This is a genomic window from Streptomyces sp. URMC 127 (assembly GCF_051386535.1).
In the GTDB taxonomy this organism is placed as follows: domain Bacteria; phylum Actinomycetota; class Actinomycetes; order Streptomycetales; family Streptomycetaceae; genus Streptomyces.
The window spans coordinates 42,033-67,836 of the sequence record NZ_JBPQTW010000018.1; the positions used below are offsets into that span (position 1 = coordinate 42,033).

The following is a 25,804-nucleotide window of genomic DNA, read 5'->3' on the forward strand; positions in this document are numbered from 1 at the left end:
GCATCGGCCCGGACCGGACGGCGGTGCGCTTCCTCGCCTGCCCGCCGTCTGACGGCCCGTACGCAAGCCAGGGGTCAGCGGCCGCCGTCCTCGCCGGACACCGGCAGCAGGCCCGTGGGGAAGCCGCTCGGCAGACCGGATGGCAGCGAGGTGGGCAGGCTGGTGGGGAAGCCGCTGGGCAGACCGGACGGCAGCGCCGTCGGCCACTGGGACGGAAACCCGCTGGGCACCGTCAACGGCGCCGATGCGGTCCCGCCGGGCGACCCTCCGTCACCCGGCCCGACCGGCTTGCCGTCCTTGCTGCCGGCGAAGAGCACGGCGCCGACCCCGAGCGCCGCGACGGCCACCAGGGCGGCGGCGAGGAGGGCGGCCCGCCGCCCACCGCCCCAGCGAGGGGGCGGCGGCGGAGGCGCGTCCCACGGCGGCTGGGCGGGCCCGAAGCCGCCCGGAGGCGGACCCGCCGGCGGTCCGTACGGCGGACCAGGCGGGCCAGGTGAACCTGGATCAGATGGACCAGGCGGACCGGATGGAGGGGCCATGCGGCCAGCGTCCCGCCGGGCGCGCGCACAGCCGGCGGCGGTGACGGTACCGCCACACAATCCACCCCGGACCGGGATATTCCGCCGGCCGGCCCGCCACCGGGCCGGCCGCGGGTGCTCAGTCCCGGCCCGCCGCGCGCAGGAACGCCTCCAGACCCGCCAGGTCGTCCGTGTTGAGGAGGTCCACGCCGGCGGCGAACAGCTCCCGCCACACGGCCTCGCGCGCCGGGCCGGGCAGGTCCGGCGTGGCCCAGAACCGTACCCGCCGGCCCTCGGCGTGCGCGGTGGAGACGATCTGCCGGAGACGGGCCTTCTCCCGGGCGGGCATGGGGCCGGAGCCCCGCCAGCCGAAGAGACCGGTCCAGTTGTCGCTCACCAGCGGGATGAAGGACGCGGGGGCACCGGCACCGAGGTCGGCGAGCCTGCCGTCGTAGAACGCGTGGCGCAGCCGTTCCTCCGCCATGGGCCCCCGCGCGCCCCGGTCCCCCGAGATCACGGCGGTGACGGCGCCCCGGCGGATGCGGCCGTCGGCGCAGGAGGTGAACAGCGTGCCGTAGCCGCGCAGCCGCCGGGAGAGCTCCCGGTACGTCGCGGCGCCGTCCGTCTTGATGTCGACGAGCAGCTTCAGCGACAGGTCGTGCCCCGGGTAGACGCGGCCGTGCCCGGCTCTGACCCGGTGCCGCAACGGTTCGAGGTACAGGGCTTCGAGGGTGCGGGCGGGGTCGAGCCCGGAGGCGTCGTGAGCGACGAGGAGCTTGCCGTCCACGAGCCAGACGTCCGCCTCGACGCTGCCGAAGCCGTGCCGCAGCGCGTCGGCGAGGGGGTGGGGGTGCTCGTAGTCGTTGTGCGCGTGGGCGCGGCGCAGGGGCGGCCTGCCCGGCGGGCCGGACGCGTCGCTCTGCGCCCGCGCCGGGGCGCCGGAGGCGGGTGACGTGAGGGACCCCGTGAGCGCGGCGCCGAGGGCGGCTCCGAGGGTGAGGACGGCGGCGCGGCGCGAAGGAAGGCTCATGGCGGCTCTCCCGGTTCTCCGGGAACTCCCGGAACGGTGTGGGGCGGTGCGGGCGGCGGGCCGTCCGCACGGGCCGGTGCCTGTGAGTATCCGGGCCGCCCGGGTCCCTGGGCAGGGATGTGCCGAGAGTTGCCCGCGCGGACGCCGGCGCGTTTCCGGTCGTTCTTCCGCTTGACCTGTCGTTCTTTCGGGGCATGGTGAACCCTTCTGCTCCGTGCCAGAGTTGACGGGACTTCTGGGGGCGCTGTGAACAGACGCAGAAGACGTGTGCGCTCGGTGATGACGGTTCTGGTGGCGTGGACCTCGCTGATCGGCGGAGGCACCGCCCTGGCGGATGCGGGTGACCGGCCCGCGCTGCGGCTCGGGGCCCCGGCCCCCGTCGCGCCCGGTGTCGAGTACCGGGGCTTCTCCCTGCCGGCCTCCCACGGCCCGGCGTACGGGCACGTGCTGAGGGTCGATCTGAGCGAGCCCGGCGTCTCGCTCGACCTGCTGTACCCGGGCTCGGTGGCCGCCCGGGCGACGGTGTCGCGGATGGCGGCCGCCCGCGGCGCGGTGGCCGGGGTCAACGGCGACTTCTTCAACATCACGGAGACTCAGCACCCGGGCGTCGAGGCGACAGGCGCGCCGGTCGGCCCGTCCGTCGCGGGCGGCCGCCGGCTCGGCGCCGCCGTGCCGGACGGCCAGCGCTTCGGGCCGGTGCTGCCGCCGGGCGCCACCACCCGGGACGTCATCGGCCTCGGCACGGACGACCGGGCCCGGCTGGACCGGCTCACGCTGAAGGGCACCGTGAGCGCCAAGGGCAGGACGCTGCCGCTGCGCGGTCTCAACCAGTACGCGCTGCCGGTCGGCGGCATCGGTGCGTACACCTCTTCCTGGGGTCCGGCGTCACGCCTGCGGGCCACCTGCGGCACGGACGCCGACCGGGCCGCGCCGTGCACGGACGACACCTACGAGCTGACGGTCCGGCACGGCAAGGTGACGGGCGCCGCGCACAAGCCGGGGCACGGCGCGATCCCGTCGGGCACGCTGGTGCTCGTCGGGCGCAACGCGGGCGCGCGCGAGCTGCGCCGGCTGAAGGCCGGTGACGCGGTGCACGTCGAGGAGCGGCTGCAGCCCGCCGAGCGGGGGGCGCTGCGGTTCGCGGTGGGCGGGTTCCCCGTGCTGCGCGACGGCCGCCTGCTGCCCGGGCTGGATTCGGCCACCTCCGCGGTACGGACGGCTGCGGGCGTGGGCGGCGACGGCCGGCTGTTCTACCTGCTGGCGCTGGACGGCGGCACCGGCTACCGCTCGGGGCTCACCGTCGCCGAGCTCGCCGACGTGATGCGCGACCTGGGCGCGGACGACGCGGTGAACCTGGACGGGGGCGGCTCCAGCACGCTGGTCACCCGCGATCCGGACAGCGGGCGGACGACCGTCCGGAATCATCCGTCGGGTGGCGCGGAACGGCCGGTGGCGAACGGCATCGGCGTTTTCGTCCGTACGTAACATCATCGATCAATCCACCCTTTTGAGTGACTGCGCCCGCTGATATCCCGCTGCTAGCTTCGAGAGCGGTCAAGGGGAATTCTTCGGCACGCCCGCAGCCCGTCCGTAGGGTGTGCGGGCTGTCCATAACGGATGGGTGGGCATTCCGATATGACGACGTCAGTGGAGACCGGTAACGACGGCAATAACGGTCCCGGCCGGCTGAGCCTGGGCACCGAGGCCGCACGGAATCTGGCGACCACGACAAAGTCCGTGCCGCAGATGCAGGGAATCAGCTCGCGCTGGCTCCTGCGCATGCTGTCCTGGGTGCACGTGCCGGGCGGCACGTACCGGGTCAACCGGCGTCTGACGCACACCCTGGGCGACGGCCGGGTCGAGTTCGTCTCGACGGGCGCCGACGTCCGGGTCATCCCGGCGGAGCTCGGCGAGCTCCCGCTGCTGCGCGGCTTCGGCGACCCGGAGGTGCTCGAAGCGCTCGCGGGCCGCTTCACCCAGCGGGAGTTCCGGCCGGGCGACGTCGTCGTGGAGGCCGGGCAGCCGGCCGACCAGGTGGTGCTGGTCGCCCACGGCAAGCTCAACAAGATCCGCGAGGGCGCGTACGGCGACCCGGCGGTCCTCGGCGTCATCGCCGACGGCGGCTACTTCGGCGACAAGGCCCTGGCCGCGGCGGCGGACAGCAACTGGGACTTCACCGTCAAGGCCGTCACCGCCTGCACGGTCCTGACGATGCCGCGCCAGGCGTTCCAGGAGGTCCTCGAGGGCTCCCAGGAGCTGCGCTCCCACGTGGAGGCGTTCCGCGCGGCCGTCGCCCGCCCGCAGAACGAGCACGGGGAGTCGGCCATCGACGTGGCCGCGGGCCACGCCGGCGAGCCGGTGCTGCCCGGCGTCTTCGCGGACTACGAGCTGGCCCCCCGTGAGTACGAGCTGAGCGTCGCCCAGACCGTCCTGCGCGTCCATACCCGCGTCGCCGACCTCTACAACGAGCCCATGAACCAGGTCGAGCAGCAGCTGCGGCTGACCATCGAGGCCCTGCGCGAGCGCCAGGAGCACGAGATGATCAACAACCGCACGTTCGGCCTGCTGCACAACGCCGACCTCAAGCAGCGCATCCACACCCGCAGCGGCCCGCCCACCCCCGACGACCTCGACGAGCTGCTCGCCACGGTCTGGAAGGACCCCGGCTTCCTGCTGGCCCACCCGCGCACGATCGCGGCGATCGCCCGCGAATTCAACCGGCGCGGCGTGTATCCGGACAATGCCGCCGTGGGCGGGCACTCGGTGCCCGCCTGGCGCGGAATTCCCATCTTCCCGTGCAACAAGATCCCGATCAGTGAGAACGGCACCAGCTCCGTTCTCCTGATGCGCACCGGAGAGGAATCCCGGGGAGTGGTCGGGCTGCACCGCACGGGAATTCCCGACGAATACCGGCCGAGCCTCTCCGTTCGTTTCATGGGCATCAGCGAGCAGGCCATCATCTCCTATCTGGTGAGCGTCTACTACTCCGCCGCCGTCCTGGTGCCGGACGCCCTCGGAATTCTGGAGAACGTCGAGATCGGGCACTGATCCCCGCCGCCGCACCACGTTCCGCGCACTGCGGTTCCGCGAATCCGCGGACCCGCGCCGAGTACCGCACACAGATGGGTGACAACCAGTTATGACCACGTCAGTCGAGTCCGGAGTGGCGGCCGCACCCTCCGGGGAGGCGCAGCTCAGCCTCGGCACGTCCGCGGCACGCCAGCTCGCCACGACGACCAAGTCCGTCCCGCAGATGCAGGGGATCTCGTCCCGCTGGCTGCTGCGCGTGCTGCCCTGGGTGCAGGTGTCCGCCGGCACCTACCGGGTGAACAGGCGGCTCACGTACACCGTCGGGGACGGCCGGGTCGAGTTCATCTCGACCGGTTCCGAGGTCCGGGTCATCCCGCCGGAGCTCGGGGAGCTGCCCCTGCTGCGGGATTTCGGCGACAACGACACGCTGGAGGCGCTGGCGGACGGGTTCGTCCAGCGCGAGTACGCCGCCGGTGACACGCTCGTCGAGGCCGGCGCGCCCGCCGACCAGATCTTCCTCGTCGCCCACGGCAAGCTCAACAAGACGGGCACCGGAAAGTACGGCGACGAGACCGTGCTCGGCGTGCTGGCCGACGGTGACTACTTCGGCGAGCAGGTGCCCCTGGAGCCCGACGGCACCTGGAAGTTCAGCGTCCGGGCCGTGACCCGCTGCACGGTGCTCGTGCTCCCGCTGCAGACCTTCCAGGAGCTGGCCGAGCGCTCCGACGCGCTGCGCGCGCACGTCGAGGCGTACGCCTCCCGCCCCGCCAAGCCGGTGAACAAGCGCGGCGAGGCCGACATCGCGGTGACGTCCGGCCACGTCGGCGAGCCGGCCATCACCGGCACCTTCGTGGACTACGAGCTCTCCCCGCGCGAGTACGAGCTGAGCGTCGCCCAGACCGTCCTGCGCGTCCACACCCGCGTCGCCGACCTCTACAACGACCCGATGAGCCAGCTCGAGCAGCAGCTGCGGCTGACGGTCGAGGCGCTGCGCGAGCGCCAGGAGCACGAGATCGTCAACAACCGCGAGTTCGGCCTGCTGCACAACGCCGACATCAGCCAGCGCATCCACACCCGCAGCGGCCCGCCCACCCCCGACGACCTCGACGAGCTGCTCGCGCGCCGCCGCAAGACCCAGTTCATCCTGGCCCACCCGCGGACCATCGCGGCGTTCGGCCGGGAATGCACCGCCCGGGGCCTCTACCCGCAGTCCATCGACGTCCTGGGCTCCTCCGTGCGCTCCTGGCGCGGTGTGCCGCTGCTGCCCTGCAACAAGATCCCGGTGAGCGAGTCCGGGACGAGCTCGATCATCGCCATGCGCACGGGCGAGGACAACCAGGGTGTCGTGGGCCTGCACCAGACGGGCATCCCGGACGAGTTCCAGCCGAGCCTCAACGTGCGGTTCATGGGCATCAGCGAGCAGGCGATCTCCTCGTACCTGGTGAGCGCCTACTTCTCGGCGGCGATCCTCGTGCCGGACGCCCTGGGCGTCCTGGAGGACGTCGAGATCGGGCGCTAGGCCGCACCGCCGCGTGCCGTTCCCCGGCCGGGCCCGCCGACAGCGGGCCCGGCCGGGGCGTCACACATCCGCTCAGGGCCGCACGCCGCTCACGATGCGCGCGGTGGTGGACAGCCCGTCCGAGATCGTGGGTGCGATGCTCGTGCTCGCGAGAAGGAAGCCGAGGAGGACGCAGACCAGGGCGTTCGACATGCGCAGCGAGCCGCTGCGCAGGAACACGACCACCAGGACGAGCAACAGCAGGACCACGGAGAGCGAAATGGCCATGGCGAACCTCCTCGGTGGTGCGGTTGTCCGTCAGTCTGGCCCACCGGGCGCCCCGGCCCGGCGCGCCGCGTGTACTCCATTCAGGTACGAGCGTCGCCGTCCGGGCCGGTGCGCTCGGCAGGCAAGCCGCCCGCAGGGTGCCTAGGCTGGCGGAATGAGCCGCACAGCCGCCGACAGCAGGCCTTCCGCGGAGCGGCCCGCCCCGGCTCCGCAGGGCCGTGAGGGCGGGGAGCGCGAGTCCGCGTGGCGGCGGCTCCTGCACCGGGTGCCCGACGGGTTCGCGGTCTTCTTCGGCGCCCTCGGCCTGTTCTGCGCGGTCACGTCGCTGATCGTGCCGCTGCGGCGGGCGGTCGGCCCGCTGACGGAGGCGCTCGACACGCTGACCGTCCCCACCGCCCCGAACCTGGCCTACGCCGTCTTCCTGCTGCTCCTCGCGACGGCGATGGCCGCTCGCAAACGGGTCACCCTCTGGTTCGTCCTGGCCTATCTGACGCTGCTGCTGGTCGCCGACGCCCTGCTGCTGGCGGTGGGCTACTGGGACACGATCCCCTCGCTGGTGCTGTGCGTGGCCGCGATGGCGCTGCTGATCCTTGCCCGCCGGGAGTTCTACGCGGCGTCGCGCCGTGGGGCGTTCCTGCGGGCGCTGCTGGTGCTGGCGGCGGGCCTGGCCGTGGCGACCCTGGTGGGCTGGGGCCTGGTGTCGCTGTTCCCGGGCTCGCTGGAGCGCGGCGCGGGGAACCGGCTGCTGTTCGTCGCCAACAAGGTGTGCGGCGGGCTGGTGAGCGGCCGGCACTTCGCCGGGCACCCCCCGCACTGGCTGTACTTCCTGCTCGGGCTGTTCGGCGCGCTGGCGCTGCTGAACGCCGCCATGGCGCTCTTCCGCTCGCAGCGCCTGGAGGCGGCGCTGCACGACGACGAGGAGCCGCGGATCCGCGCCCTCCTGGCCCGTTACGGCGGCCAGGACTCGCTGGGCTACTTCGCGACCCGCCGGGACAAGGCCGTGGTCTTCTCCCCGAGCGGCAAGGCCGCGGTGACGTACCGGGTCGAGGCGGGCGTCTGCCTGGCCTCCGGCGACCCGCTGGGCGACCCGGAGGCGTGGACGCCGGCGATCGACGCCTGGCTTGCGGTCGCGGGCCGCTACGGCTGGCAGCCGGCCGTGATGGGGGCCAGCGAGGCGGGCGCGAAGGCGTACGCCCGCTCGGGGCTGGGGGCGCTCCAGCTGGGTGACGAAGCGATCCTGCAGGTCGCCTCGTTCGACCTGGAAGGGCGCGAGATGCGGGTGACGCGGCAGGCCGTGCACCGGGTCGAGCGCACCGGCGCGACCGTACGGATCCGGCGCCACTCGGCGCTGACCGACGAGGAGATGGGCGAGGTGATCCACCGGGCGGACGCCTGGCGGGACACCGAGACCGAGCGGGGCTTCTCCATGGCGCTGGGCCGGCTGGGCGACCCGGCCGACGGCGACTGCCTGCTGGTGGAGGCGTTCGACAGCGAGGGGACGATGATCGCCCTGCTGTCGTTCGTGCCGTGGGGCAGGGACGGGGTCTCGCTGGACGTGATGCGCCGGGACCGGGCCGCGCCCAACGGCGTCATGGAGTTCATGGTCGCCCGGCTGTGCGCGCAGGCGGGGCGGTTCGGCGTCAAGCGTGTCTCGCTCAACTTCGCCGTCTTCCGCTCGGCGTTCGAGGAGGGCGCGCGGATCGGCGCGGGGCCCGTGCTGCGGCTGTGGCGCAGGCTGCTGCTGTTCTTCTCCCGGTGGTGGCAGCTGGAGGCCCTCTACCGCTCGAACGTGAAGTACAACCCTGAGTGGCATCCGCGGTTCCTCTGCTACGCCGACGCGGGGGCGCTGGCGCGGATCGGGCTGGCGGCCGGCATCGCCGAGGGCTTCGTCGCGGTGCCGAGTCTGGGCCAACTGTGGAGCCGGGGCCGGGCCAGGGGTGTCACCAGCCCGGCGTCCACGGCGGGCCTGCCGCCGCTCTCCGAGCTGGGCCTGGAGACCGGCGCCGAGGAGGCGGGGGCGGACGGGCTCGCCGGGCTGCCGGAGCAGGTGCGGGTGCGGCGGCGGAAGCTGGAGCTGCTGCGGGCGGCGGGCGTGGACCCGTATCCCGCCGACGCCCGCCGTACGCACACGCTCGCCGCGATCCGCGCCGCCCACGCGGGGCTCGCGCCGTCGTCGCGCACGGGCGAGCGGGTGACCGTGGCCGGCCGCGTGCTGCTGGTCCGCAACCACGGCGGGGTCGCGTTCGCCGTGCTGCGCGACTGGTCGGGCGACCTGCAGCTGACGTTCACGCGCGAGGACTGCGGGCGGGAGGGGCTGCGGCGCTTCGCCACGCACATCGACCTCGGCGACCACATCGAGGCGGAGGGCGAGGTCGGCACCACCGACCGCGGTGAGCTCACCGTCTTCGTGAGCAGCGCCCGGATGACCGCCAAGTGCCTGCGTCCCCTGCCCGACAAGCGGCACGGCCTGAGCGACCCCGAGGCGCGGGTGCGGATGCGCTACGTGGATCTGGCCGTCTCGCCGGAGGCGCGGCGGACGGTGCGGGCGCGCAGCGCGGCCGTGCAGGCGCTGCGCCAGGGGCTGCTGGACCGCGGCTTCCTGGAGGTCGAGACGCCGATGCTGCAGCAGATCCACGGCGGCGCGAACGCCCGCCCGTTCACCACCCACATCAACGCCTACGACCTCGACCTGTACCTGCGGATCGCGCCGGAGCTGTATCTGAAGCGGCTGTGCGTGGGCGGTATGGAAAAGGTCTTCGAAATGGGCCGCACCTTCCGCAACGAGGGGGTCTCGTACAAGCACAATCCGGAATTCACGATGCTGGAGGCTTATCAGGCGTTCGCGGACTACGACGTGATGCTCGACCTGACGCGCGAGCTGATCCAGGCCGCGGCGGCCGCCGCCCACGGTGCGGTGGTGGCGCTGCGGCCGGACGCGGGGGGGAAGCTCGTCGAGCACGACATCTCGGGGCCGTGGCCGGTGAAGACGGTCTACGGCGCGGTGTCGGAGGTGCTCGGCGAGGAGATCGGTGCGGACACGCCGGAGGGGACGCTGCGGCGGCTCTGCGACGCCGCGGGGGTGCCGCACCGGCCGGAGGACGGGCGCGGCGACATCGTGCTGGAGATGTACGAGCGGCTGGTCGAGGAGCGCACGGAGCTGCCGGTCTTCTACAAGGACTTCCCCACCGACGTCTCGCCGCTGACGCGGCCGCACCGGGCGGATCCGCGGCTTGCGGAGCGCTGGGACCTGGTGGCGTTCGGCACCGAGCTCGGCACGGCGTACTCGGAGCTGATCGACCCGGTCGAGCAGCGGCGCCGGCTGACCGCGCAGTCGCTGCTGGCCGCGGGCGGCGACCCGGAGGCGATGGAGCTGGACGAGGACTTCCTGCGGGCCCTGGAGTACGCGATGCCGCCGACGGGAGGGCTGGGGATCGGGGTGGACCGGCTGGTGATGTTCCTGACGGGGCTGTCGATCCGGGAGACGCTGCCGTTCCCGCTGGTGCGGCGGCGGTGACAGCGGCCGAGCACTCGGGGGCCATGCCTCAAAGAATTACTTTGAGAAGTGAATAGAATTCTTTATTTGCCTTATAGATCGGGCGTTGTTAGCTTGCCGGTATGACCTCGGCACAGCGCACCGGAATTCCGTGGGCCCCGATGGCGGCGACCGCGCTGCTGTGGGGTTCCGCTTTCACCGCCATTCAGGTGGCGCTGCCGGATTACTCCCCGGCCGCGATAGCGCTCCTGCGCATGGCCATCACCGTGGTCCTCCTCCTGCCGTGCCTGTTCCTCGGGCGCATCGGCCGGCTGCGGCGCGCCGACGCGCTGCGGATGGCGGCCTTCGGCCTGACCGGGATGACGGCCTATCAGGTGCTGCTGTGCGCCGGCGAGCAGAGCGTGGACGCGGGCACCGCGGCCATGCTGATCGCCGCCTCCCCTGTTTTCACGACCGTGCTCGGCATGGCCTTCCTGGGCGACCGGCCCGGCAGGCGGGGCCTCGCCGGTCTCGCCGTGGCGCTCACCGGCGCGCTCACCGTCGCCGTCACCTCGGGCGGCGGGAGCGGCTCGCTGATGGGCGCGCTCATGGTGCTGGGCGCCGCCGCCACGCAGGCGACGTCGTTCGCGCTGCAGAAGCCGCTGCTGAAGAAGTACTCAGGCGTGGAATGCGTCTTCTACGGCAGCCTGTTCGGCATGCTGCCGCTGCTGCCGCTCGCTCCCGGCGCCGTGGGGCAGATCGCGGCGGCCGACGGGCACCGCACGCTGGCCGTGCTGTGGCTGGGCGTGGGCTGCACCGCGATGGCCTTCTGGACCTGGTCGCGGACGCTGCGCGCCACGACGGCGTCGACGGCGGCGCTGGTGCTGTACGCGGTGCCGGTCGCCGCGCTGCTCCTGGACGCGGTGTTCCTGGGCAACCTGCCCTCGCTCAACGCGGCCGGCGGCGGGCTGCTCGTCCTGGCGGGCGTCGCGGTGGCCACGGTGCGGAAGTCCGCGCCGCGGCCGGCGGAGCCGGTCGCCGGGCGCGAGCTCGCCGGCAGCCGGCGCTAGGTTTCGGGGCCCCGCCCCGGGCCCCGGTCCTCACACGCCGGACGGCTGTGTTTTCTGCTGTGTTTTCTGCGGGCCCGGCGCGTCTTTTTGCGGGCCCAGCGCGTCCCAGTGCACCGTCTCGTCGCACCAGCGGTCCAGCAGCACCTTGTCGTGCCCCACCGCCAGCAGTCCCGCGCCGCTCCCGGCCCGGTAGTCCTCCACCACCGCCACGAGGGCGGCCGCCGTCGACGCGTCCAGCATCGCCGTCATCTCGTCGCAGATCAGCCAGCGCGGGCGCAGGACGAGGGCCCTGGCCAGGCAGGCGCGCTGCAGCTGGCCGTCGCTGACCTCGTGCGGCCGCCGCGCGAGGAGTTCTCCGGAGAGCCCGACGCGCTCGGCCAGCGCGGCCACCGCCGCTGCCGCCTCGCCCCGCCGGCCGGTCGCCCGCAGCGGTTCGGCGATCAGGTCGCGCAGGCGCAGGCGCGGGTCCGCGGCGAGCCGGGGCTGCTGGAAGACCACGCCGGAGGCCGTGCGTTGCGCGCGCGTGGCGCGGTGGCGCGCGCCGCGGACCGGTTCGCCGTCGATGACGACCGTGCCGGAGTCCGGGCGGTGCAGCAGGGCGGCCACCCGGGCGAGGGTGGACTTGCCGCAGCCGCTCGGGCCGAGCAGGCCGACGGCCTTGCCGGGCTCGATCGTCAGGGAGACGCCGCGGACGACGGGGCGGCGCGGTACGTAGCCCGCGGTGATGCGGTTCAGCTCAAGCACGCGGGGTCTCCTCCGGGTGGTGGCAGGCGACCGGGTGGTGGCAGGCGACGCCTTCGACGAGCGCCGGGACCGTCCCGCAGCGGTCGCTCGCCCGTGCGCAGCGGGCGGCGAAGGCACAGCCGGGCGGCAGGTCGCCGAGTTCCGGGGGCATGCCGGGAATCGGGGTGAAGGCGCGCTCGGGGAGAGCGTCGAGCAGCGCGCGAGCGTACGGGTGGCGGGGGCCCGGCTCGCCGAAGAAGGCAGGAGCGTCGGAGATTTCCACAATGCGGCCCGCGTACATGACGGCGACGCGGTCGGCGATGCGCCGGGCCGCCGCGAGGTCGTGCGTGATCATCAGCAGGGCGCGGCCGGCGTCGGCGTGCCGCCGCAGCTCGTCCGCCGTGCGGTCGACGAGCTCGCGGTCGAGGCCGGTCGTGGGCTCGTCGGCGAGCAGCAGCGGGGCGTCGCCGACGAGGGCGAGGGCGGTGGCCGCGCGCTGCGCGAGGCCGCCGGAGAGCTGGTGGGGGTAGCGGTCCAGGTGGGTGACGGGGAAGGCCGCCCGCTCGGCAGCGGCTTCGGCCGCCGCCCGCAGCCCGGCCTTGCCGGTGCCCGTCAGCTCCCGGACGGTCTCCTCCAGCTGGGAGCGCACGGTGCGGACGGGGGTGAGGTGCGCGGCGGGGCTCTGCGGCACGAGGCCGATGCGGCGGCCGCGTACGGTGCGCGCGAGGGTGCGCTCGCTCGCGGCGAGCAGGTCCAGCTCGCCGAGGTGCGCGCGGCCTTCGGTGCGGGCGTTGCGGGGCAGCAGGCCGAGGAGCGCCGAGGCCAGGACGGACTTGCCGCAGCCGCTCTCGCCGATGAGGGCCAGGCACTCGCCGGGGCCCAGGTCGAAGGAAGCGCCGGTGACGGCGGCGATCTCCCGCCCTCCGCGCATCCGGAACCGTACGGAGAGGTCCCGTACGGACAGGACGGGGCTGTCGCGTACGGCCGGCACGGGGCTGAGGGGGGCGGCAGGGTTCACCGGACTCACAGGGTCAGCTCCGATCGGCGTCGCGGGTTGAGCCGTTCCCGCCAGGCGCCCGCCAGCCCGGCCACGGCCAGGGTGGGGACGATGATGAACAGCCCGGGGAAGAGCGTGGGCCACCAGTCGCCCGCCAGCAGGGAGCCGCGCGCGCTCTGGACCATGTTGCCGAGGCTCGCCTGGTGCGTGGGCAGGCCGAGGCCCAGGAACGACAGGGCGGACTCGTGCCAGATGGCGTGCGGGATCATCAGCACGGCCGCGAGGCCGGCCTGCGGCAGGACGGCCGGGAGCAGGTGGCGGACGGTCACCCGCCACCGTGACGCGCCGCCGGAGACGGCCGCGTCGACGTACGGGCGCGAGCGCAGGGACAGCACCTCCGCCCGTACGATGCGGGCCGTCGACAGCCAGTGCGTGACGACGACGGAGGCCACCACGGGCCAGACGCCCGGCCGGAACATCGTGACGACGAAGATGCCGAGCAGCAGGTGCGGCACGGACGAGAAGAGGTCGACGATCCGCATCAGGACGCGGTCCGCCCAGCCGCCGAGCGCGCCCGCGGCCGCGCCGACCGCCGTGCCGATCACGGTCGCGGCGAGGGCCGCGGCGACGCCGACGAAGAGGGAGACGCGGAGCCCGTACACACTGCGCAGCAGCAGGTCGCGGCCGACTTCGTCGGTGCCGAAGGGGTGCGCCCACGTGGGCGGCCGGAGCTTGGCGGCCAGGTCGACGGCCTGCTCGTCGAGAGGGGCGAAGGGCGGTACGGCAAGGACGGCGAGGACGACGGCCGCGATGACGGCGGCGGAGAGGCCCGTACGCAGGCGGCCGGCCGGCCGGCCGGTAGTCCGGTCGGCCATCCGGTCAGACGTCCCGTCGGCAATCCGGTCAGCCATCGAAGCCCACCCTCGGATCGGCCAGCCCGTACAGCAGGTCGGCGAGGAGGTTCCCGGCGAGGACGGCGGCGGTGGCGAGCACGGTCAGGGCCGCGAGCAGCGGGAAGTCGGTCTTGGTGGCGGCCTCCACGGTCGCGGAGGCGATGCCCGGCCAGCTGAAGACGGTCTCCACCAGCAGGGCGCCCGTGATGAGTTCGGGGACGCGGGAGCCGGTGAGGGTGAGGACGGGCAGCAGACCGGAGCGCAGGGCGTGGCGGAGCAGGACGGTGCGTTCGCTCAGGCCGCGAGCACGGGCGCCGCGTACGGGATCCTCGGCCAGGGCGTCGCCGACGCCCTGGCGCACGTACAGCACGAACCAGGGCAGCTGGGAGACGGCGAGGACCGCCGCGGGCAGGACGACGTGGGAGGCGATCTGGCCGGCGGTGGCGACGTCGCTGCCGGTGTCGGTGAGGCCGCCGGCGGGCAGCGCGCCGAGCTTGAGGGCGAAGAGCCAGATGGCGAGGAGGCCGAGCCAGAACGGCGGCGCGGCTTCCAGCGCGTACGCCAGGGAGGTCACGGCCCGGTCGAACAGGCCGCCGCGGCGGCGGGCCGCGAGCACGCCCAGCGCGGTGCCGGCGGTGACGGCCAGGGCGAAGGCGATGCCGCACAGCAGGACGGACCAGCCGATGCGCTCGCCGATGACCTGGGCGACGGGCTGGCGGAGCGAGGCGGAGACGCCGAGGTCGCCGGTGAGGGCCGAGGTGAGCCAGTCCCACCAGCGGGCGGCGAAGGGCCGGTCGGCGCCGAGGTTGGCACGCAGCTGGTCGAGGACGTCCTGGCGGGCGCCGAGCGCGGCGCTGCCGGCGTACGCCTTCGCCGGGTCGAAGGGCGAGGCGGCGGCGAGGGCGAAGACGCCGAAGGTGACGGCGGCGAGGACGGGGACGGCGGCGAGCAGCCGCCGTCCGGCCATGCGTGCCATGGGCCCCCACGGGAGCCCGGTGGTGCTGCGGGTCACTTCTGCGGCTGCCAGGCCTCGACGTTCCACCAGGGTCCGGCGCCGAGGCCGTGGTCGTGCGGCTCGACCTGGGTGGAGAGGTCCTTCCACCCGTCGTTCATGACGTAGAGGTGGTCGACGTGGGTGAGGAAGGTGTAGCCGGGGTTGTCGGCGAGGCCGCGCTGGACCTTGTCGTAGGCGTCCTTGCGGGCCGCCCTGTCACCGCTGCGCCGGCCCTCTTCGAGGGCCTTGTCGACGTCGGGGTTGCTGTAGGCGGCCATGTTGTTGAAGCCGTTGAGAGCGAGGGAGGAGTGCAGCAGGTTGTAGAGGTCGAAGTCGGGGTCGGCGGGGTTGCCGCCGCCGGCGAGGACCGCGTCGTCCTTCATGCGCGGCTCGATGACCTCCCAGGTGCCGCTCTGCACCTTGACCTCGATGCCGGCCTTCTTGGCGTCGGAGGCGTAGGCGAGGGCGTGCTCCTCGCGGAGCTTGTCACCGGCGGGGAACCAGAGGGTGAAGGAGGCGCGCTGTCCGTCCTTCTCCCGGATGCCGTCGCCGCCGGGCCGCCAGCCCGCGTCGTCGAGGAGCTTCTTCGCCTTCTCCGGGTCGTACGGGCGCTCGGTGCCCTTGGCGAACCAGTCGCTGTCGGTGGGCACGGGCCCGTAGCCGGCCCGGCCGGCGCCTTCGAGGAGCTTGTCGACCATGGCCTTGCGGTCGACGGCGAGGTCGAGGGCGCGGCGCACGGCGAGGTCGCCGGTGACCTTGTTCGCGGTGGGGAGGGTCACGCCGCGGAAGTCGGTGGTGCGGGCGGTGAGGGTCACCTTGGACTTGTCGCCCTTGAAGCCCTTGGCGAGGTTGGGCGGCAGGATGGCGCCGTCGAGGTCGCCGGAGCGCAGCCGGGTGGCGCGCACGTCGTCGTCCTTGATGATCGCCATGGTGAGCTTCTTGACCTTCGGCTCGCCGCCCCAGTAGCCGGGGTTGGCCTTGAAGGTCAGCTTCTCGCCCTTGCTCCAGCCGGTCAGGACGTAGGGGCCGGTGCCGACGGGGGCGGTGTTGAAGGAGCCGGAGTTGACGTCCTGGCCCCCCGCGACGTGCTCGGGGACGATGGGCAGCACGGTGCGCTCGGCGAAGGGCGCGTAGGGGTACTTGAGCGTGAAGACGACGGTGTCGTCCCCCTCGGCGGTGACCTTGTCGACGGCGTCGAGCTCGCCCTTGGCGGCGTTGTTGGTCTTCTCGTCCAGGATGGTGCGGTAGGTGAAGACCACGTCCCGGGCGGTGAACGGCTTGCCGTCGCTGAACTTCACGCCCTTGCGGAGGGTGAAGGTGTACGTGCGGCCGTCGTCGGCGACCTTCGGCAGCCCGGCGGCGAGGGCCGGCTGGAGCTTCATCGCGGCGTCGCGGCGCAGCAGCCCGTCGAAGATCTTGGAGTTGCCGTCCTTGCCGTAGCCGAGGAGGGGGCTGAGCGTCTCGGGCTCGTTGGCGAGGCCGACGACCAGGGAGTCCTTGCCGCCCTTGGTGCCGCCGTCACCCCCGCCCGGTGCCGAACAGGCCGCCGCGCCTGCCACGAGAACGCCTGCCATGGCCGTGGCGGCCATTCCCCGTACGGACCGGGCCGTCATGCCCACACCCCTGCTCAGTCACTTCTGGTTGAATACTTGCTTTTGCGAATCACTCGCAATTAGCAATTAAACAACAGGCAAAGGAATGATCAGCAGCGGGGGTGGCGGAAGCCCAGGTGGGGGGCCTGGCGCAGGGCTGGCGGGCGGTGGCAGGGAGCCGATCCGGGAGCCACCGGGTAGTCGGCTGCCCTGCCCAAGGGCCTTCGGATCAGCGAGGGTCCTCGCCGAAGATCTCGTCCATGGCTTCCGCGCCGGCGGTGATCACGGGGCGCAGTTGCTTGCGGTACACCTTCTCCGTCGTGGCTGTGCCGTCATGGCCGAGGATCCGGGCGATCTCTTCGATCGGCACTCCGTGGTCCGACAGCAGAGACACGAAGCTCGTCCGCAGTTCCCGCGTCGTCCACGCCTCCGGGTTATCGAATCCTGCTTGCCCCAGCAGGGCCCTGAAGTGACGGAGGACGTCCACGGCATCGCGTTGTCCGCCTGTCTCGCGGGGGAAGACGAGCCCGTCGTCACTCCACGTCGAGTCGTCCCCGTGGGCCTGCATCTGCTGTTGCTTGTAGGCCTGCATCACGGCCGCCACCTGGCGGGGCATACGGAGGGACCGGCGGCTCTTCCTCGTCTTCGTCTCACCGTGCCGGCGAACCGATCGCCAGACCTCGACGTACGGCCATGACCCGTCGGTGCCGGCGAAGTGCACATGCCGCCATGTGAGCGGCCGCTCTTCTTCTGTGCGCACGCCGACGAGCAGCGCCAGAACGACGTACGCATGGATCCAGGTGCCCTTGCCGGTGTTGAGCACCATCGCTGCCTGTTCAAGGCTGAGCGACTTGCTCGGACGCCCCGGGCGCCCGTCAGGCAGTTCGACGAGTTCCGCCACGTTCCGGCGTACGCGCTTCCTGCGCTGGGCGTGGCTGATGGAGCGGCGAAGGATCGAGAGCACAATCTTGAGCGACCGGTCCGCGAGGACCTCCGCCTTCACGTCGAGCCACTCGTCCAGGTCGTCGGCCTCCAGGTCGCGCAGCTTGGCGCTTCCCAGGTCCGCTATGACGTGGTTGTTCGCGAGGCTGCGGTACGTCGCGACGGTTCCCTCCGCGCGCCCTTTCAGCCCTGCCGCGAACCATGCCTCCACGGCCTGCCCGACGGTGTACCGCGCGGAGGACTTGACGCCTGCGTCCAGTTCCTTTTTCAGGTCCTTGAGCTTGTCCCGGACTTCCGTCTTCGTCTTGCCGGTGACCTTGGGGCGGTTGCGCTTGCCGGTAGCCGTGTACCCGAGGGAGATGGCGCCCACGTAGCGGCCTTTGGACTTGTCCCAGTAGATCGAGTGTTCTCCGTTGCCCGCCTTGCGGGCCTTTCCGGGCTGGTCCGTCATCCGTGTCCCTCGGACTCGGACGCCTCGGCCTTGAGCAGCTCGACGTAGTCGTCGATGTATTCCGTGGGGACGAGCCGTCGACGGCCTCGGCGGACGGTGCGCAGTCTGCCGAGACGTATCTCGTCGTAGGTGCTGCTGCGTCCGATACTGAGGATCTCCGCGACTGCGTCAACACTGTGCAGGCGGCGCGGCGATGCGACAGCGACGGTCGCACGGTGGGAGTCAGGCATGGTCACCTCCTGGCGGTGAGGGCGGGGTCGCAGCCGGGGTGGGTGGTCTCGCCGGTCGCGATGAGGAAGTCCGCGAGGGGCGTTTCGCACGCGGTGCAGAGGGGTCGGGCAGAGAGGTGCTGCATCTCAGCACCCGGAGCACCCGCAGCACCCGCAGAGGCGTGTTTGCACTGGTCAGGGCGCAGATGGGTTGCGGGTGCTGGCGTGGATGCAGCACCCGGTGCAGCGCCCGCAGCACCCGGCGAGGCGGGGGTGCGGGTGCTGGGGTCCGCGCCAGCACCCGCGCGTTCGTGCTGGTCAGAGTGGGTTTCGGGTGCTGCGGGTGCTCCGGGTGCTGGATTGCAGGTGCTCTCTGCCGAGGTGAGGCGGTAGAGGCGAGTCCGGTTGCCGCCGGGCTGGCGCTGCGAGTCGTCGACGTGGATGCCGATGGCGCGCAGGGCCGGGGCGAGACGCTTGAGTTGACCGCCGGCACGAGTGGGGTCCTTGGGCCATTTCTTAGGCAGCTTCTCGGGCGTGGTGACGGAGTCGAGCAGCTGCGCAGCCGTGACGGTGAGACCCTCGGGGCCAGCGGCGCGGACGAGGTCGACGACGGCCTGGGCGAACGGTTCGCCGTCGAGGACGTCGGCCACGGCGTCAGCAGCTGAGGCCTTGTAGGTGGCAAGGGTGTGCCAGCCGGCGACGCGGTCGACCGCGGCCAGGACGCGGGCGAAGTCGGCCATGCGGGGCCGCTCGGCGAGCGTGACGTCCGGCAGGACTTTCAGGACCTGGGCGAGGAGGTCGAAGAGGCTGGCGAGGATCGCGGGGTGGGCGTCAGCGTAGGCGCGGTCGAGTTCGGCTTCCTCGCGGCGCTTGTGGTCGGGGATGAGCTGGAGCTCGATGGTCAGCAGGCGTTCGGCGAGGTCTCCGGCGAGCGTTCCGGCGTCGATGGTGGTCATGGCCAGGACACGGCGGAATTCGAGGACGACCACGTCGTCATCGGTGTACAGGGCGCGGTCGACGATGCCGTCGCCGGTGACGGCCCGGCAGAGGGCATCGGACAGCCAGTCCGGGACGATCGAGACGTTGTCCAGGCAGATGGCCCAGGAGTTGAACGCCTGCACGGCCCAGGATTTGAGGTCGCGGGGTGCGGTGCGCTTGGGGGCGCCGGAGGGGTCGACGATGCCGATGACCATGGCGGCGCCCTTGGACTTCCCGGTCCCCTGTTCGCCGCGGAAGGCGAGGATCGGGTGGGGCAGGTCGGGGATGAACGCGGCCACGAGCCAGGCCGCCAGGAGCTCGAAGCCCTCGTCGGTGGTGTTGAGCAGCCCGCGCAGCCGTGCCAGGCCGTCGCCGTCGCGGACGGGTTCGGGGAGGGGCTTCATGGCGCCGGAGCGGCGGAAGACGACCGGGGAGGCGGGCAGGCGCTCCCAGCCGCCGGGGCCGATGGAGACGCACCGGCCGTCAGTGGTGCCGAGGTCGACGATGATGCGCTCGTCGTGGCGGGCGACGCGTAACTGCGGAGTGCGGGGGTTGGCCATGGAGGCGACTCCTTCGAGAACGGTCATGGCGTCGGCGAGCGCCGACTGTGACGGGACGGTGCCGTTGTTGGCGTCGGTGAAGACGCGGGCGAGCTGTGAGCGAAGGCCGGCCTTGCCGCGCAGAGGCAAGGCGACGTTCGGCCCGGTCGCGGGGATGCCGTAGGGGCGGCCGTCGTCGGACATGAACAGCTCATAGCGCTCACGGGCCAGGGCAGCCAGGAGTGAAGCCTGAGAGGGGCCCTTCTTGTCGGGGTCGACGCCGTGGTCCTGGAGCATGCGCCGGGCCAGGTCGGAGGTGTCCGTGCTGTGGTCGTGCTCCGTACTCACACAGGACTCCGGCGGGCGCTGCGGGCGGCGGAAGCGACAGTTGCGCGAGCCTCTGCCTCCGGCAGGCCGACGTGTACGGCGGCCTCGATGAGTGCAGCGGCGATGCCGTCCGCGTCGCGGCCTCCGGTCTCGTAGGCGCGGCAGGCGGCCCAGTAGAGGCGGTCGTTGCGGCCGGTGCCGTTCTTGCCATTGGGGGTGGCATCGAGGACGAAGCTGACCAGGCCGACGGCCCGCTTCCCGGAAACCGGCACCAGGGGCTTGCCGGAGGCCGCGGAACGGCTGGTGGCAGGTCGCATGAGAGTGAGCAGGGGCGGGGGGACGGCTGGTGCGGGCAGTCGGGGTGTGTCCGCGGCGAAGGCGTATGTTCCGCCGGTGGTGCGGGAGCCGGGGCCGACGAGGTAACCGCCGGTGCCGCGTACGTCGATGCCGGAGGCCAGGCGGCCGACGGAGTTCGGCACGGCGGTGCCTGCGGGGGCGGTGAGCCACAGGTGGCGGCCGCCGCTGGGGGTGAGCACGGTCGGCGCCGGAGGGAGCTCAAAGCCGTGGGTGTCGGCGAGGCGCTGCAGCGCGGCGGGACCGTCCTGGTCGTGTTTGACGTCCAGGTCCAGGCCGACGAGGTGGTGGGGCGGGTACCCGCAGGCGATGCCGTAGCCGGTGGCCCACGGGGCGGCGGCGAAGAGGCTACGGATCATCTCCGGGTCGGCGGTGGCGTCGTGGACGCCGTGGCCGATGCGGCCGCACTCGCCGCGGCACCGTCGGGCACCTGGCGGCTCGTCGCGGTGCGGAGAGCGGATGGCCGGGAGCTTGGTGCGGGACAGCGGGATGACGGCCAGCCCTCGGGTTGCGGCGGCCAGGGCGAGCCCGAGGGCTGCGGTGGGCTCGGCCGGCGGTCGGTCAGGGCGGGTCGGGGGCATGCGGGCGCTCTCCTGTCGTACGGAGTCCGAAGGTGTCAGGGGTGTCAGAGGTGTCAGGCCGGGAGTGTCAGACGCGTCTGACGGGGGTCGCGCGCACGCGTCACCCGCGCGTTAGGGGCCGCGGCGCCGTCAGGGGTGTCAGACGCGTCTGACGCGTCAGGACCGTCAGGCGGCCTCGTCCTCGCGGACGATGCGGTACTCGCCGGGCTCCCCGGTCTCGGCGAGACGGCCGGCCAGGATGAAGTCGGCGACCTGGCCGGAGACCCACGAGCGGCCGCGGCCGTGCCGGTCGCAGTGCTCCATGAAGTCCTTGGGACCGACGGTCGTGCGGCCTTCGGCCTCGAACTCGTCGAGGATTTCCCCCATCACCTGGCGGGCCCGGGCGGGCGAGATGCGCTCGCGGCGCCTGCCCTGCGGGGGCTCGGCGAACTGCACGACGTGCGTGGCTTCGGGGAGCTCGCGTTCCGGGTCGATGTCGGCTTCGTCGGTCCGGCCATCCTCGTCGTCCTCGTCGTGCACGGCGGTGCCGATCGCGTGCTGCTCGTACTCGTCGGCGTAGTCGTCTTCGTCGGCCTGGTCGTAGGGCTCGTGGTCGTGGTTGTGGTCGGTCACGGTGGTCTCCCTGGGCTGGGCATCGGTGGTGCCGGGCAGGGGGTAGCGGGTGCGCTGGGTGAAGTGGCGGCCGGCGGCGCGGGCCGCGGCTTCGGCGGTGACGGGGTCGAGTGCTGCGCGGGTCTCGGCGAAGGTCAGGACGACCCAGTCGAGGTGTTCGCGCGGGGTGAGGTAGGAGCGGGCGGGCGTGGGCCAGAAGGTCTCGGGGATGCCGTTGGCGACCAGGTAGCAGTAGCCGGGCTTCTTGTCCTTCCACAGGTGCGGGGCGGCGCCGGCGTCGAGGACCTCGTCGTCGAGCGCGAACCCGGCGTCGCGGTCGTTGCGGACGCCGTAGCACCAGGACGAGCCGAGGGAGGCCCGGGTGTCGGTGGCGACCTGGGTGTGGGAGGCGCGCTGCATGGAGACGACGAGGGAGATGCCTGCGGAGCGGGCTTCCTGGGCGATGCCGGTGAAGACGTCCTCGTCAGTCTCGCGGATGGTCTTGGCGGCTTCCTCGAACCAGGCGAGGAGGTAGGGCATGCCGGGTGAGCCGTCGGCCTGGGTCTCGGCGCAGGCCGGTTCCCACTGCTTGTAGCCGTACTTGGCGAGCCAGGCGGTGCGGGCGGGGATGGCGGCCTTGATGGCCTCGATCATGGCTTTGGTGGACTGGATGTCCAGCGCGGCCCAGTCGATGGCGGGCAGGAGCGGGCCGAGGGTCTGCTCGGCCTTGGCGGGGTCGGAGGCCCAGACCACGACGTCGCGGCGCGAGAGGACTTCGGCCAGGGCCGTCATGCCGCCCTCGGACTTGCCCGAGCCGGTCATCCCCATGATGAGCAGGTGCATGGCGTTGCGGGCGGTGGCCGGGTCGCCGGGGAAGTAGAGGGCGGCGACGGTGCCGTCCTCGTAGATGCCGACGGCGACCGGGCCGGCGATGCTGCCGCCGGGGTGTGAGGGCCCGGGGTACGGGACGGTGTTCTTCAGCAGGTCGAGCGGGACGACCGTGAGCTGGGCGCGGGAGGCGCTGTCGGGGTCGGCGGTGACGCGGATGGCGTTTTTGGGCACGTCCAGGGCGCTGGCGAGCAGCGGCGCGGCTTTGGTGACGTCGTCGGTGGTCAGTTCACCGCGTGGGAGCTGCAGGTCGAAGGTGGCTTTGTTGGGGGCGACATCGGAGCGGGTGATCTGTGTCTTGGCCAGGCCGACTTTCTCCAGCAGTCCGCCGTCGCCGCTCGCGCTCGTGGCGTCGGGGTTGCGGCGCAGGACCTGGCGGATGTTCCAGGAGAGGGCGACGGCCGGTGCGCCCATGAAGTACAGGCCGCCCAGGGGTCCGGCCGCGGGTCCGGCAATTGCGGCTGCGGTGAACCAGCTCGTTCCGGCGGCGACAGTGATGGCGGAGTGGAGGCGGCGCTGAGCACTGGTGGGCTTGCCTGCCCACCAGGTGACGCCCGTCAGGGCGATGGAGGCGAGGGTCAGGCCGGCCGTGGCGGCGGCGCTGTCGGCCCAGTAGTGGTGAGCGGGCAGGGAGACCAGGCCGGTCCCGGCCCCCACCAGCCACGGGGGCAGGTGCGGCTTGACCCGGTGCAGCAGGTACTCGACCACTCCCCCGGCACCATGCGCGGAGCGCAGGTGCTCCTCGTGGAGTTGCTCGGGTGCGGGCTGGGACACGGCTCATGCCTCCTTCACGTGCAGGTCAGCCAGGTCAGCCGTTGAAGTCGAAGCGCCGGCCGGGGCGCTGGCGGCTGCGGTACGGGGCGAGCTCGGGGTCGAACTCGCGCTGGAAGGCGGCGTAGGTGGCGGCCATGTTCTTGGCGGTGTCTCGGGTGTCTTCCGCGGCCTTCTTCAGCCGCTTCGCCACCCGCCGGGCCCGGGCCCGGGATCCGAAGGCCCGGCCCTCCGGGTCGGGCACCTCCTTCAGGACGGCTTCGAGGACCTCCGAGGCGGAGGCGAGCTCGAAGGAGAGCTGGAGGAACAGGCCGCGGCCGTTCTCGCAGTAGTTGCGGATGTCGACGTTGGAGAAGAACTCGGGGTCGGCAAGCGGGCTGTGGACACCGCCGCGCCCACGGCCCTGGTCGCGGAAGAACCCGGTGCCGGCGTCCCCGACTCCCCCGTGGCGGCCGCCGTTGCGGTTGCCGGAGCCGTTGCCGCCGACGTGGAAGTGGTACGAGCGGTTGGTGGTGCGCTGCTGCCGGGAGCTGCCGCCGTTGGTCCCCGGGCCGGTTCCGGGGCCGGAGGCGCGGCTTCCCGTGGAACGGCTACCGGTGGAGCGGTTTCCCGCGCCGGAGGCGGGGCCGGATCCGTAGGGCGGGGTCGTCATGAGTCGTACTCCTTCTCAACGGGCTGGGTGATGTCGCTCGGCTCGTGCACGTGAGCGGTGGGATTCGAGCGGCGCAGGGAACGCCGGACGAGGGGGATGGCGATAGTGAGAGCCAGCCACAGCAGCGGGAGCGGACCGGCGGTCGGCCCGACGGCTACCGAGGCCGCGGCCCACGCCCCGGCCGTGAGGACCACGGCCGCCAAGGCGTAGCGCCAGGTGCGCACGCGGGGATCGGTGCTGGGCCGTTGCCGCTGGACCCAGGCCAGCCAGGCGGGCAGGGCGGTGGCGGCGAGGGCGAGAGGAAGCCAGGTCCACGGCGCGACCGCGTGCACAACCGCGGTGGCGGCGAAGCCGGTCACGGCGCCGAGGAGGGGCAGTGCGGCGCGGCGACGCTTCCAGGCGGCCCGACCGAGTGCGGCGGCCAGGCGCTGTCCGAGGGTGGGCTGCTCGGGAACCACAAGGACGATCGGGGTCTGCCGTCGGCCCCAGGTGTGGCGCTGCCGCGGGATGCGGACAGTGGTCGTGTCCCGCCTGTACCGCGAACCGGTCACGGGATCACCTTCCCGGCGTCCCGGGGCCGGAGGGCGGTGCCGGGGCGGCCGATGCGGCGGCCGTTGACCGTGCGGTAGACGTCGTGGCGGCATGCCGGCTGCCACCGGTGCCCCAGGCGCTTGGCCCGGTACATCGCCTCATCCGCCCCGCGCAGCAGTCCGGACAGAGCGACGCCGGGACGGTCAATGGTGCGGCAGATGCCGACCGTGGCGCGCGGATGGACGACGGCGCTGCCGGTGTCGACCGGTGCCGACAGACGCCTGCACAGCCTGTGCAGCAACTCGATGTGAAGGTCGGCGTCCGGTGCGAGCCGGACGACGGCCGCGAACTCGTCCCCGCCGAGGCGGCTCGCGAACCCGCGCCGTTCCGCCGACCAGTCGGCCAGGCGGCGGCCGACCGCAGCGAGGACCTGGTCGCCAGCGTGGTGCCCGTAGGTGTCGTTGACGTCCTTGAAGTCGTCGAGGTCGAGCAGGAGCACGGCGGCATGCGGGTGGTTGATCGCACGCAGGGCACGGCTCGTGAACGCGTCCCTGACCATCAGCCCGGTCACCGGATCGGTTCGGGCGGTGCGCAGGCGGCGGGCCAGGAACAGGATGTGCGCGGCCCAGCCCGCCACCGGGGCGGCTATCGGCAGGGCTTGCAGGAGGGGTGTCATGAAGCTTTCTCCTCTGTGCGTTCGTCGATGGCCTGCTCGTGGCTGTCTTCAGGGGCCGCGAGCGGCAGGGGTTCGGCGGGCTCGGTGGACATGGGCGATGACTCCAGTTCGAGGCCGACGGGAGGGGGCGCGGACGCGTCGGCGGGTGGTGTGTCGGCGGAGTCAGGAACGGCGGCCAGCGGGGGTGTGCGCTGGGCGGTGTCGCGGATGCGGGCGGCGCGGCCGGTGCCGATGCCGTAGGTTTTCATCAGCCAGGTCGCCGACGCTTCTCCGCCCTCAGCCACGCGCTGTCGTGCTGCGGCGATGAGTTCGTCGTCGCTCTTGCCGGGCGGCAGGCCCCTCCGCTGCTTTCTTTCGGTCAGAGAGCGGCGGGGGCGCCGCTGTTTCGGCACCTCGCGTGCGGCAGGGGAGGAGTCCGGTACAGGCGACGGGGGTACCGGATTGTCCTCGGCTCGGGGCTGCCGCTCCACGTCGGCAGGGGTGCTGTCAGTAGGGGTCTGGTGGCGGAGGTGGGCCATGTGCACGAGCAGGCCCAGGACGACGGGAGGGATGGCGGACACAGCGACGATCAGCGGCCAGGACACCGGGATCACCCCGGCTGCGGCGGCATGGTCGACCGCGTTGCCGGCAACGGAGAGGCCGATGCCGCCGATCGCGTTGGCCTTGGCCCAGGCGCGGGCCGTGCGGTTGCGGGTGGAGCGGCCCAGCCACACGCGGACCGCGGTCAGCGCGTACGCATCGACGGTCACCGGCAGCAGCCAGGACAGCCACGGCCACCAGCTGGTGCGCAAGGCGAGGTCCTGCAGGGCGGCGTAGGAGGATGCGGCAGCGGCCAGGCCGACCGCACCCATACCCATGGCGAGCGGCCAGTCGTGGCGCACGGTTGCGGTGCTGTCGCCGGGGGTCGTCGGGGCGGTCACTGGACGACCTCCGACAGGGCGCTGAGCGTGGTGGTGGTCACGGTAGTGACGGCCTTCTTGGCGCCTTCGGCGAAGCCGGTGCCGGTGAGGAACAGGCCGATCAGCAGCCCGACGATCAGGGTCGACCAGCGGTGACCGACCCACACGCACAAGGTGATGCCGATGGCGGCCAGCAGCACGGTGATCGAGACCGTCACCGCGGGTGCCGCCGCCATGGGCGCGGTGGCCAGGGAGGACATCACAGCAGGGGCCTCCGTTCGGTTGAGGACAAAGGGCGGGAGGGGGCTGG

Annotated in this window: 23 protein-coding genes; 5 read left to right on the plus strand and 18 right to left on the minus strand. The window is 72.7% G+C overall.

Annotation, left to right across the window (positions count from 1 at the left end):
* Window positions 1–74: 74 nt before the first annotated feature.
* Together ACSNOH_RS07070 and ACSNOH_RS07075 are read right to left on the minus strand one after the other, a co-directional pair.
* On the minus strand, window positions 75–347 hold the full coding sequence (locus tag ACSNOH_RS07070; RefSeq protein ID WP_436720332.1) for a hypothetical protein: 273 nt from the start codon (window positions 345–347) through the stop codon (window positions 75–77).
* A gap of 310 nt (window positions 348–657) precedes the next feature.
* Window positions 658–1,548 (minus strand): phosphatidylinositol-specific phospholipase C/glycerophosphodiester phosphodiesterase family protein, encoded by an 891-nt coding sequence (locus ACSNOH_RS07075; RefSeq protein WP_436720333.1) that lies wholly within the window; start codon window positions 1,546–1,548, stop codon window positions 658–660.
* A 279-nt stretch (window positions 1,549–1,827) separates the two neighbouring features.
* Between ACSNOH_RS07075 and ACSNOH_RS07080 the strand changes: the two genes are divergently transcribed.
* The 3 genes from ACSNOH_RS07080 (at window position 1,828) to ACSNOH_RS07090 (ending at window position 6,097) form a co-directional block, all read left to right on the plus strand.
* Complete coding sequence (locus ACSNOH_RS07080; RefSeq protein ID WP_436720334.1) at window positions 1,828–3,033, plus strand: phosphodiester glycosidase family protein; 1,206 nt, start codon at window positions 1,828–1,830, stop codon at window positions 3,031–3,033.
* Window positions 3,034–3,183: 150 nt separating this feature from the next.
* Window positions 3,184–4,596, plus strand: coding sequence for a family 2B encapsulin nanocompartment shell protein (locus tag ACSNOH_RS07085; RefSeq protein ID WP_436720335.1), 1,413 nt, complete (start codon window positions 3,184–3,186; stop codon window positions 4,594–4,596).
* 91 nt (window positions 4,597–4,687) lie between these two features.
* Window positions 4,688–6,097, plus strand: coding sequence for a family 2B encapsulin nanocompartment shell protein (locus tag ACSNOH_RS07090; protein ID WP_436720336.1), 1,410 nt, complete (start codon window positions 4,688–4,690; stop codon window positions 6,095–6,097).
* Window positions 6,098–6,169: 72 nt separating this feature from the next.
* On the opposite strand, the gene ACSNOH_RS07095 is transcribed toward ACSNOH_RS07090, so the two are convergent.
* Window positions 6,170–6,364, minus strand: coding sequence for a hypothetical protein (locus ACSNOH_RS07095; protein WP_359094673.1), 195 nt, complete (start codon window positions 6,362–6,364; stop codon window positions 6,170–6,172).
* 154 nt (window positions 6,365–6,518) lie between these two features.
* Between ACSNOH_RS07095 and lysX the strand changes: the two genes are divergently transcribed.
* Both lysX and ACSNOH_RS07105 read left to right on the plus strand, forming a co-directional pair.
* On the plus strand, window positions 6,519–9,878 hold the full coding sequence (gene lysX, locus ACSNOH_RS07100) for a bifunctional lysylphosphatidylglycerol synthetase/lysine--tRNA ligase LysX (protein WP_436720337.1): 3,360 nt from the start codon (window positions 6,519–6,521) through the stop codon (window positions 9,876–9,878).
* Window positions 9,879–9,979: 101 nt separating this feature from the next.
* Complete coding sequence (locus tag ACSNOH_RS07105; protein WP_436720338.1) at window positions 9,980–10,906, plus strand: DMT family transporter; 927 nt, start codon at window positions 9,980–9,982, stop codon at window positions 10,904–10,906.
* Window positions 10,907–10,936: 30 nt separating this feature from the next.
* Here the strand turns inward: ACSNOH_RS07105 and ACSNOH_RS07110 are convergent, their stop codons facing one another.
* The 15 genes from ACSNOH_RS07110 to ACSNOH_RS07180 form a co-directional block, all read right to left on the minus strand.
* Window positions 10,937–11,650, minus strand: coding sequence for an ABC transporter ATP-binding protein (locus tag ACSNOH_RS07110; RefSeq protein ID WP_436720339.1), 714 nt, complete (start codon window positions 11,648–11,650; stop codon window positions 10,937–10,939).
* Window positions 11,643–12,560 carry an ABC transporter ATP-binding protein gene (locus tag ACSNOH_RS07115; RefSeq protein WP_436720354.1) on the minus strand — a complete coding sequence of 306 codons (918 nt, stop codon included), beginning with the start codon at window positions 12,558–12,560 and terminating at the stop codon, window positions 11,643–11,645. The genes ACSNOH_RS07110 and ACSNOH_RS07115 overlap by 8 nt, the downstream gene beginning before the upstream one ends.
* A gap of 92 nt (window positions 12,561–12,652) precedes the next feature.
* Window positions 12,653–13,537 (minus strand): ABC transporter permease, encoded by an 885-nt coding sequence (locus ACSNOH_RS07120; RefSeq protein ID WP_436720340.1) that lies wholly within the window; start codon window positions 13,535–13,537, stop codon window positions 12,653–12,655.
* Window positions 13,530–14,486: an ABC transporter permease gene (locus ACSNOH_RS07125; protein ID WP_436720355.1), complete on the minus strand. Its 957-nt coding sequence runs from the start codon at window positions 14,484–14,486 to the stop codon at window positions 13,530–13,532. The genes ACSNOH_RS07120 and ACSNOH_RS07125 overlap by 8 nt, the downstream gene beginning before the upstream one ends.
* Before the next feature lie 41 nt (window positions 14,487–14,527).
* Entirely contained in the window at window positions 14,528–16,126 is a 1,599-nt protein-coding gene (locus ACSNOH_RS07130) for an ABC transporter substrate-binding protein (RefSeq protein ID WP_436720341.1), read from the minus strand.
* 208 nt (window positions 16,127–16,334) lie between these two features.
* The gene (locus ACSNOH_RS07135) at window positions 16,335–17,417 is read right to left on the minus strand and encodes a site-specific integrase (RefSeq protein WP_436720342.1); all 1,083 of its coding nucleotides are present in this window, start codon (window positions 17,415–17,417) and stop codon (window positions 16,335–16,337) included.
* A gap of 77 nt (window positions 17,418–17,494) precedes the next feature.
* Window positions 17,495–17,728: a helix-turn-helix domain-containing protein gene (locus ACSNOH_RS07140; RefSeq protein ID WP_436720343.1), complete on the minus strand. Its 234-nt coding sequence runs from the start codon at window positions 17,726–17,728 to the stop codon at window positions 17,495–17,497.
* Between the two features lie 2 nt (window positions 17,729–17,730).
* Window positions 17,731–19,572, minus strand: coding sequence for an ATP-binding protein (locus tag ACSNOH_RS07145; RefSeq protein ID WP_436720344.1), 1,842 nt, complete (start codon window positions 19,570–19,572; stop codon window positions 17,731–17,733).
* Window positions 19,569–20,486, minus strand: a complete 918-nt coding sequence (locus ACSNOH_RS07150) for a bifunctional DNA primase/polymerase (RefSeq protein ID WP_436720345.1) — start codon at window positions 20,484–20,486, stop codon at window positions 19,569–19,571. Before ACSNOH_RS07150 ends, ACSNOH_RS07145 begins: the two co-directional genes overlap by 4 nt.
* A 165-nt stretch (window positions 20,487–20,651) precedes the next feature.
* Window positions 20,652–22,739, minus strand: a complete 2,088-nt coding sequence (gene traB / locus ACSNOH_RS07155) for a plasmid transfer protein TraB (RefSeq protein ID WP_436720346.1) — start codon at window positions 22,737–22,739, stop codon at window positions 20,652–20,654.
* Between the two features lie 34 nt (window positions 22,740–22,773).
* Window positions 22,774–23,388, minus strand: coding sequence for a plasmid transfer protein TraA (traA, locus tag ACSNOH_RS07160; RefSeq protein ID WP_436720347.1), 615 nt, complete (start codon window positions 23,386–23,388; stop codon window positions 22,774–22,776).
* A complete protein-coding gene (locus ACSNOH_RS07165) occupies window positions 23,385–23,939 on the minus strand; it encodes a hypothetical protein (protein ID WP_436720348.1) in 555 nt (184 codons plus the stop codon). Before ACSNOH_RS07165 ends, traA begins: the two co-directional genes overlap by 4 nt.
* Window positions 23,936–24,595: a GGDEF domain-containing protein gene (locus tag ACSNOH_RS07170; RefSeq protein WP_436720349.1), complete on the minus strand. Its 660-nt coding sequence runs from the start codon at window positions 24,593–24,595 to the stop codon at window positions 23,936–23,938. The genes ACSNOH_RS07165 and ACSNOH_RS07170 overlap by 4 nt, the downstream gene beginning before the upstream one ends.
* On the minus strand, window positions 24,592–25,515 hold the full coding sequence (locus tag ACSNOH_RS07175) for a DUF2637 domain-containing protein (protein WP_436720350.1): 924 nt from the start codon (window positions 25,513–25,515) through the stop codon (window positions 24,592–24,594). Before ACSNOH_RS07175 ends, ACSNOH_RS07170 begins: the two co-directional genes overlap by 4 nt.
* Window positions 25,512–25,804 (minus strand): hypothetical protein (locus ACSNOH_RS07180; protein ID WP_436720351.1); only part of this gene is annotated, 293 nt, incomplete at its 5' end. The genes ACSNOH_RS07175 and ACSNOH_RS07180, both read right to left, overlap by 4 nt.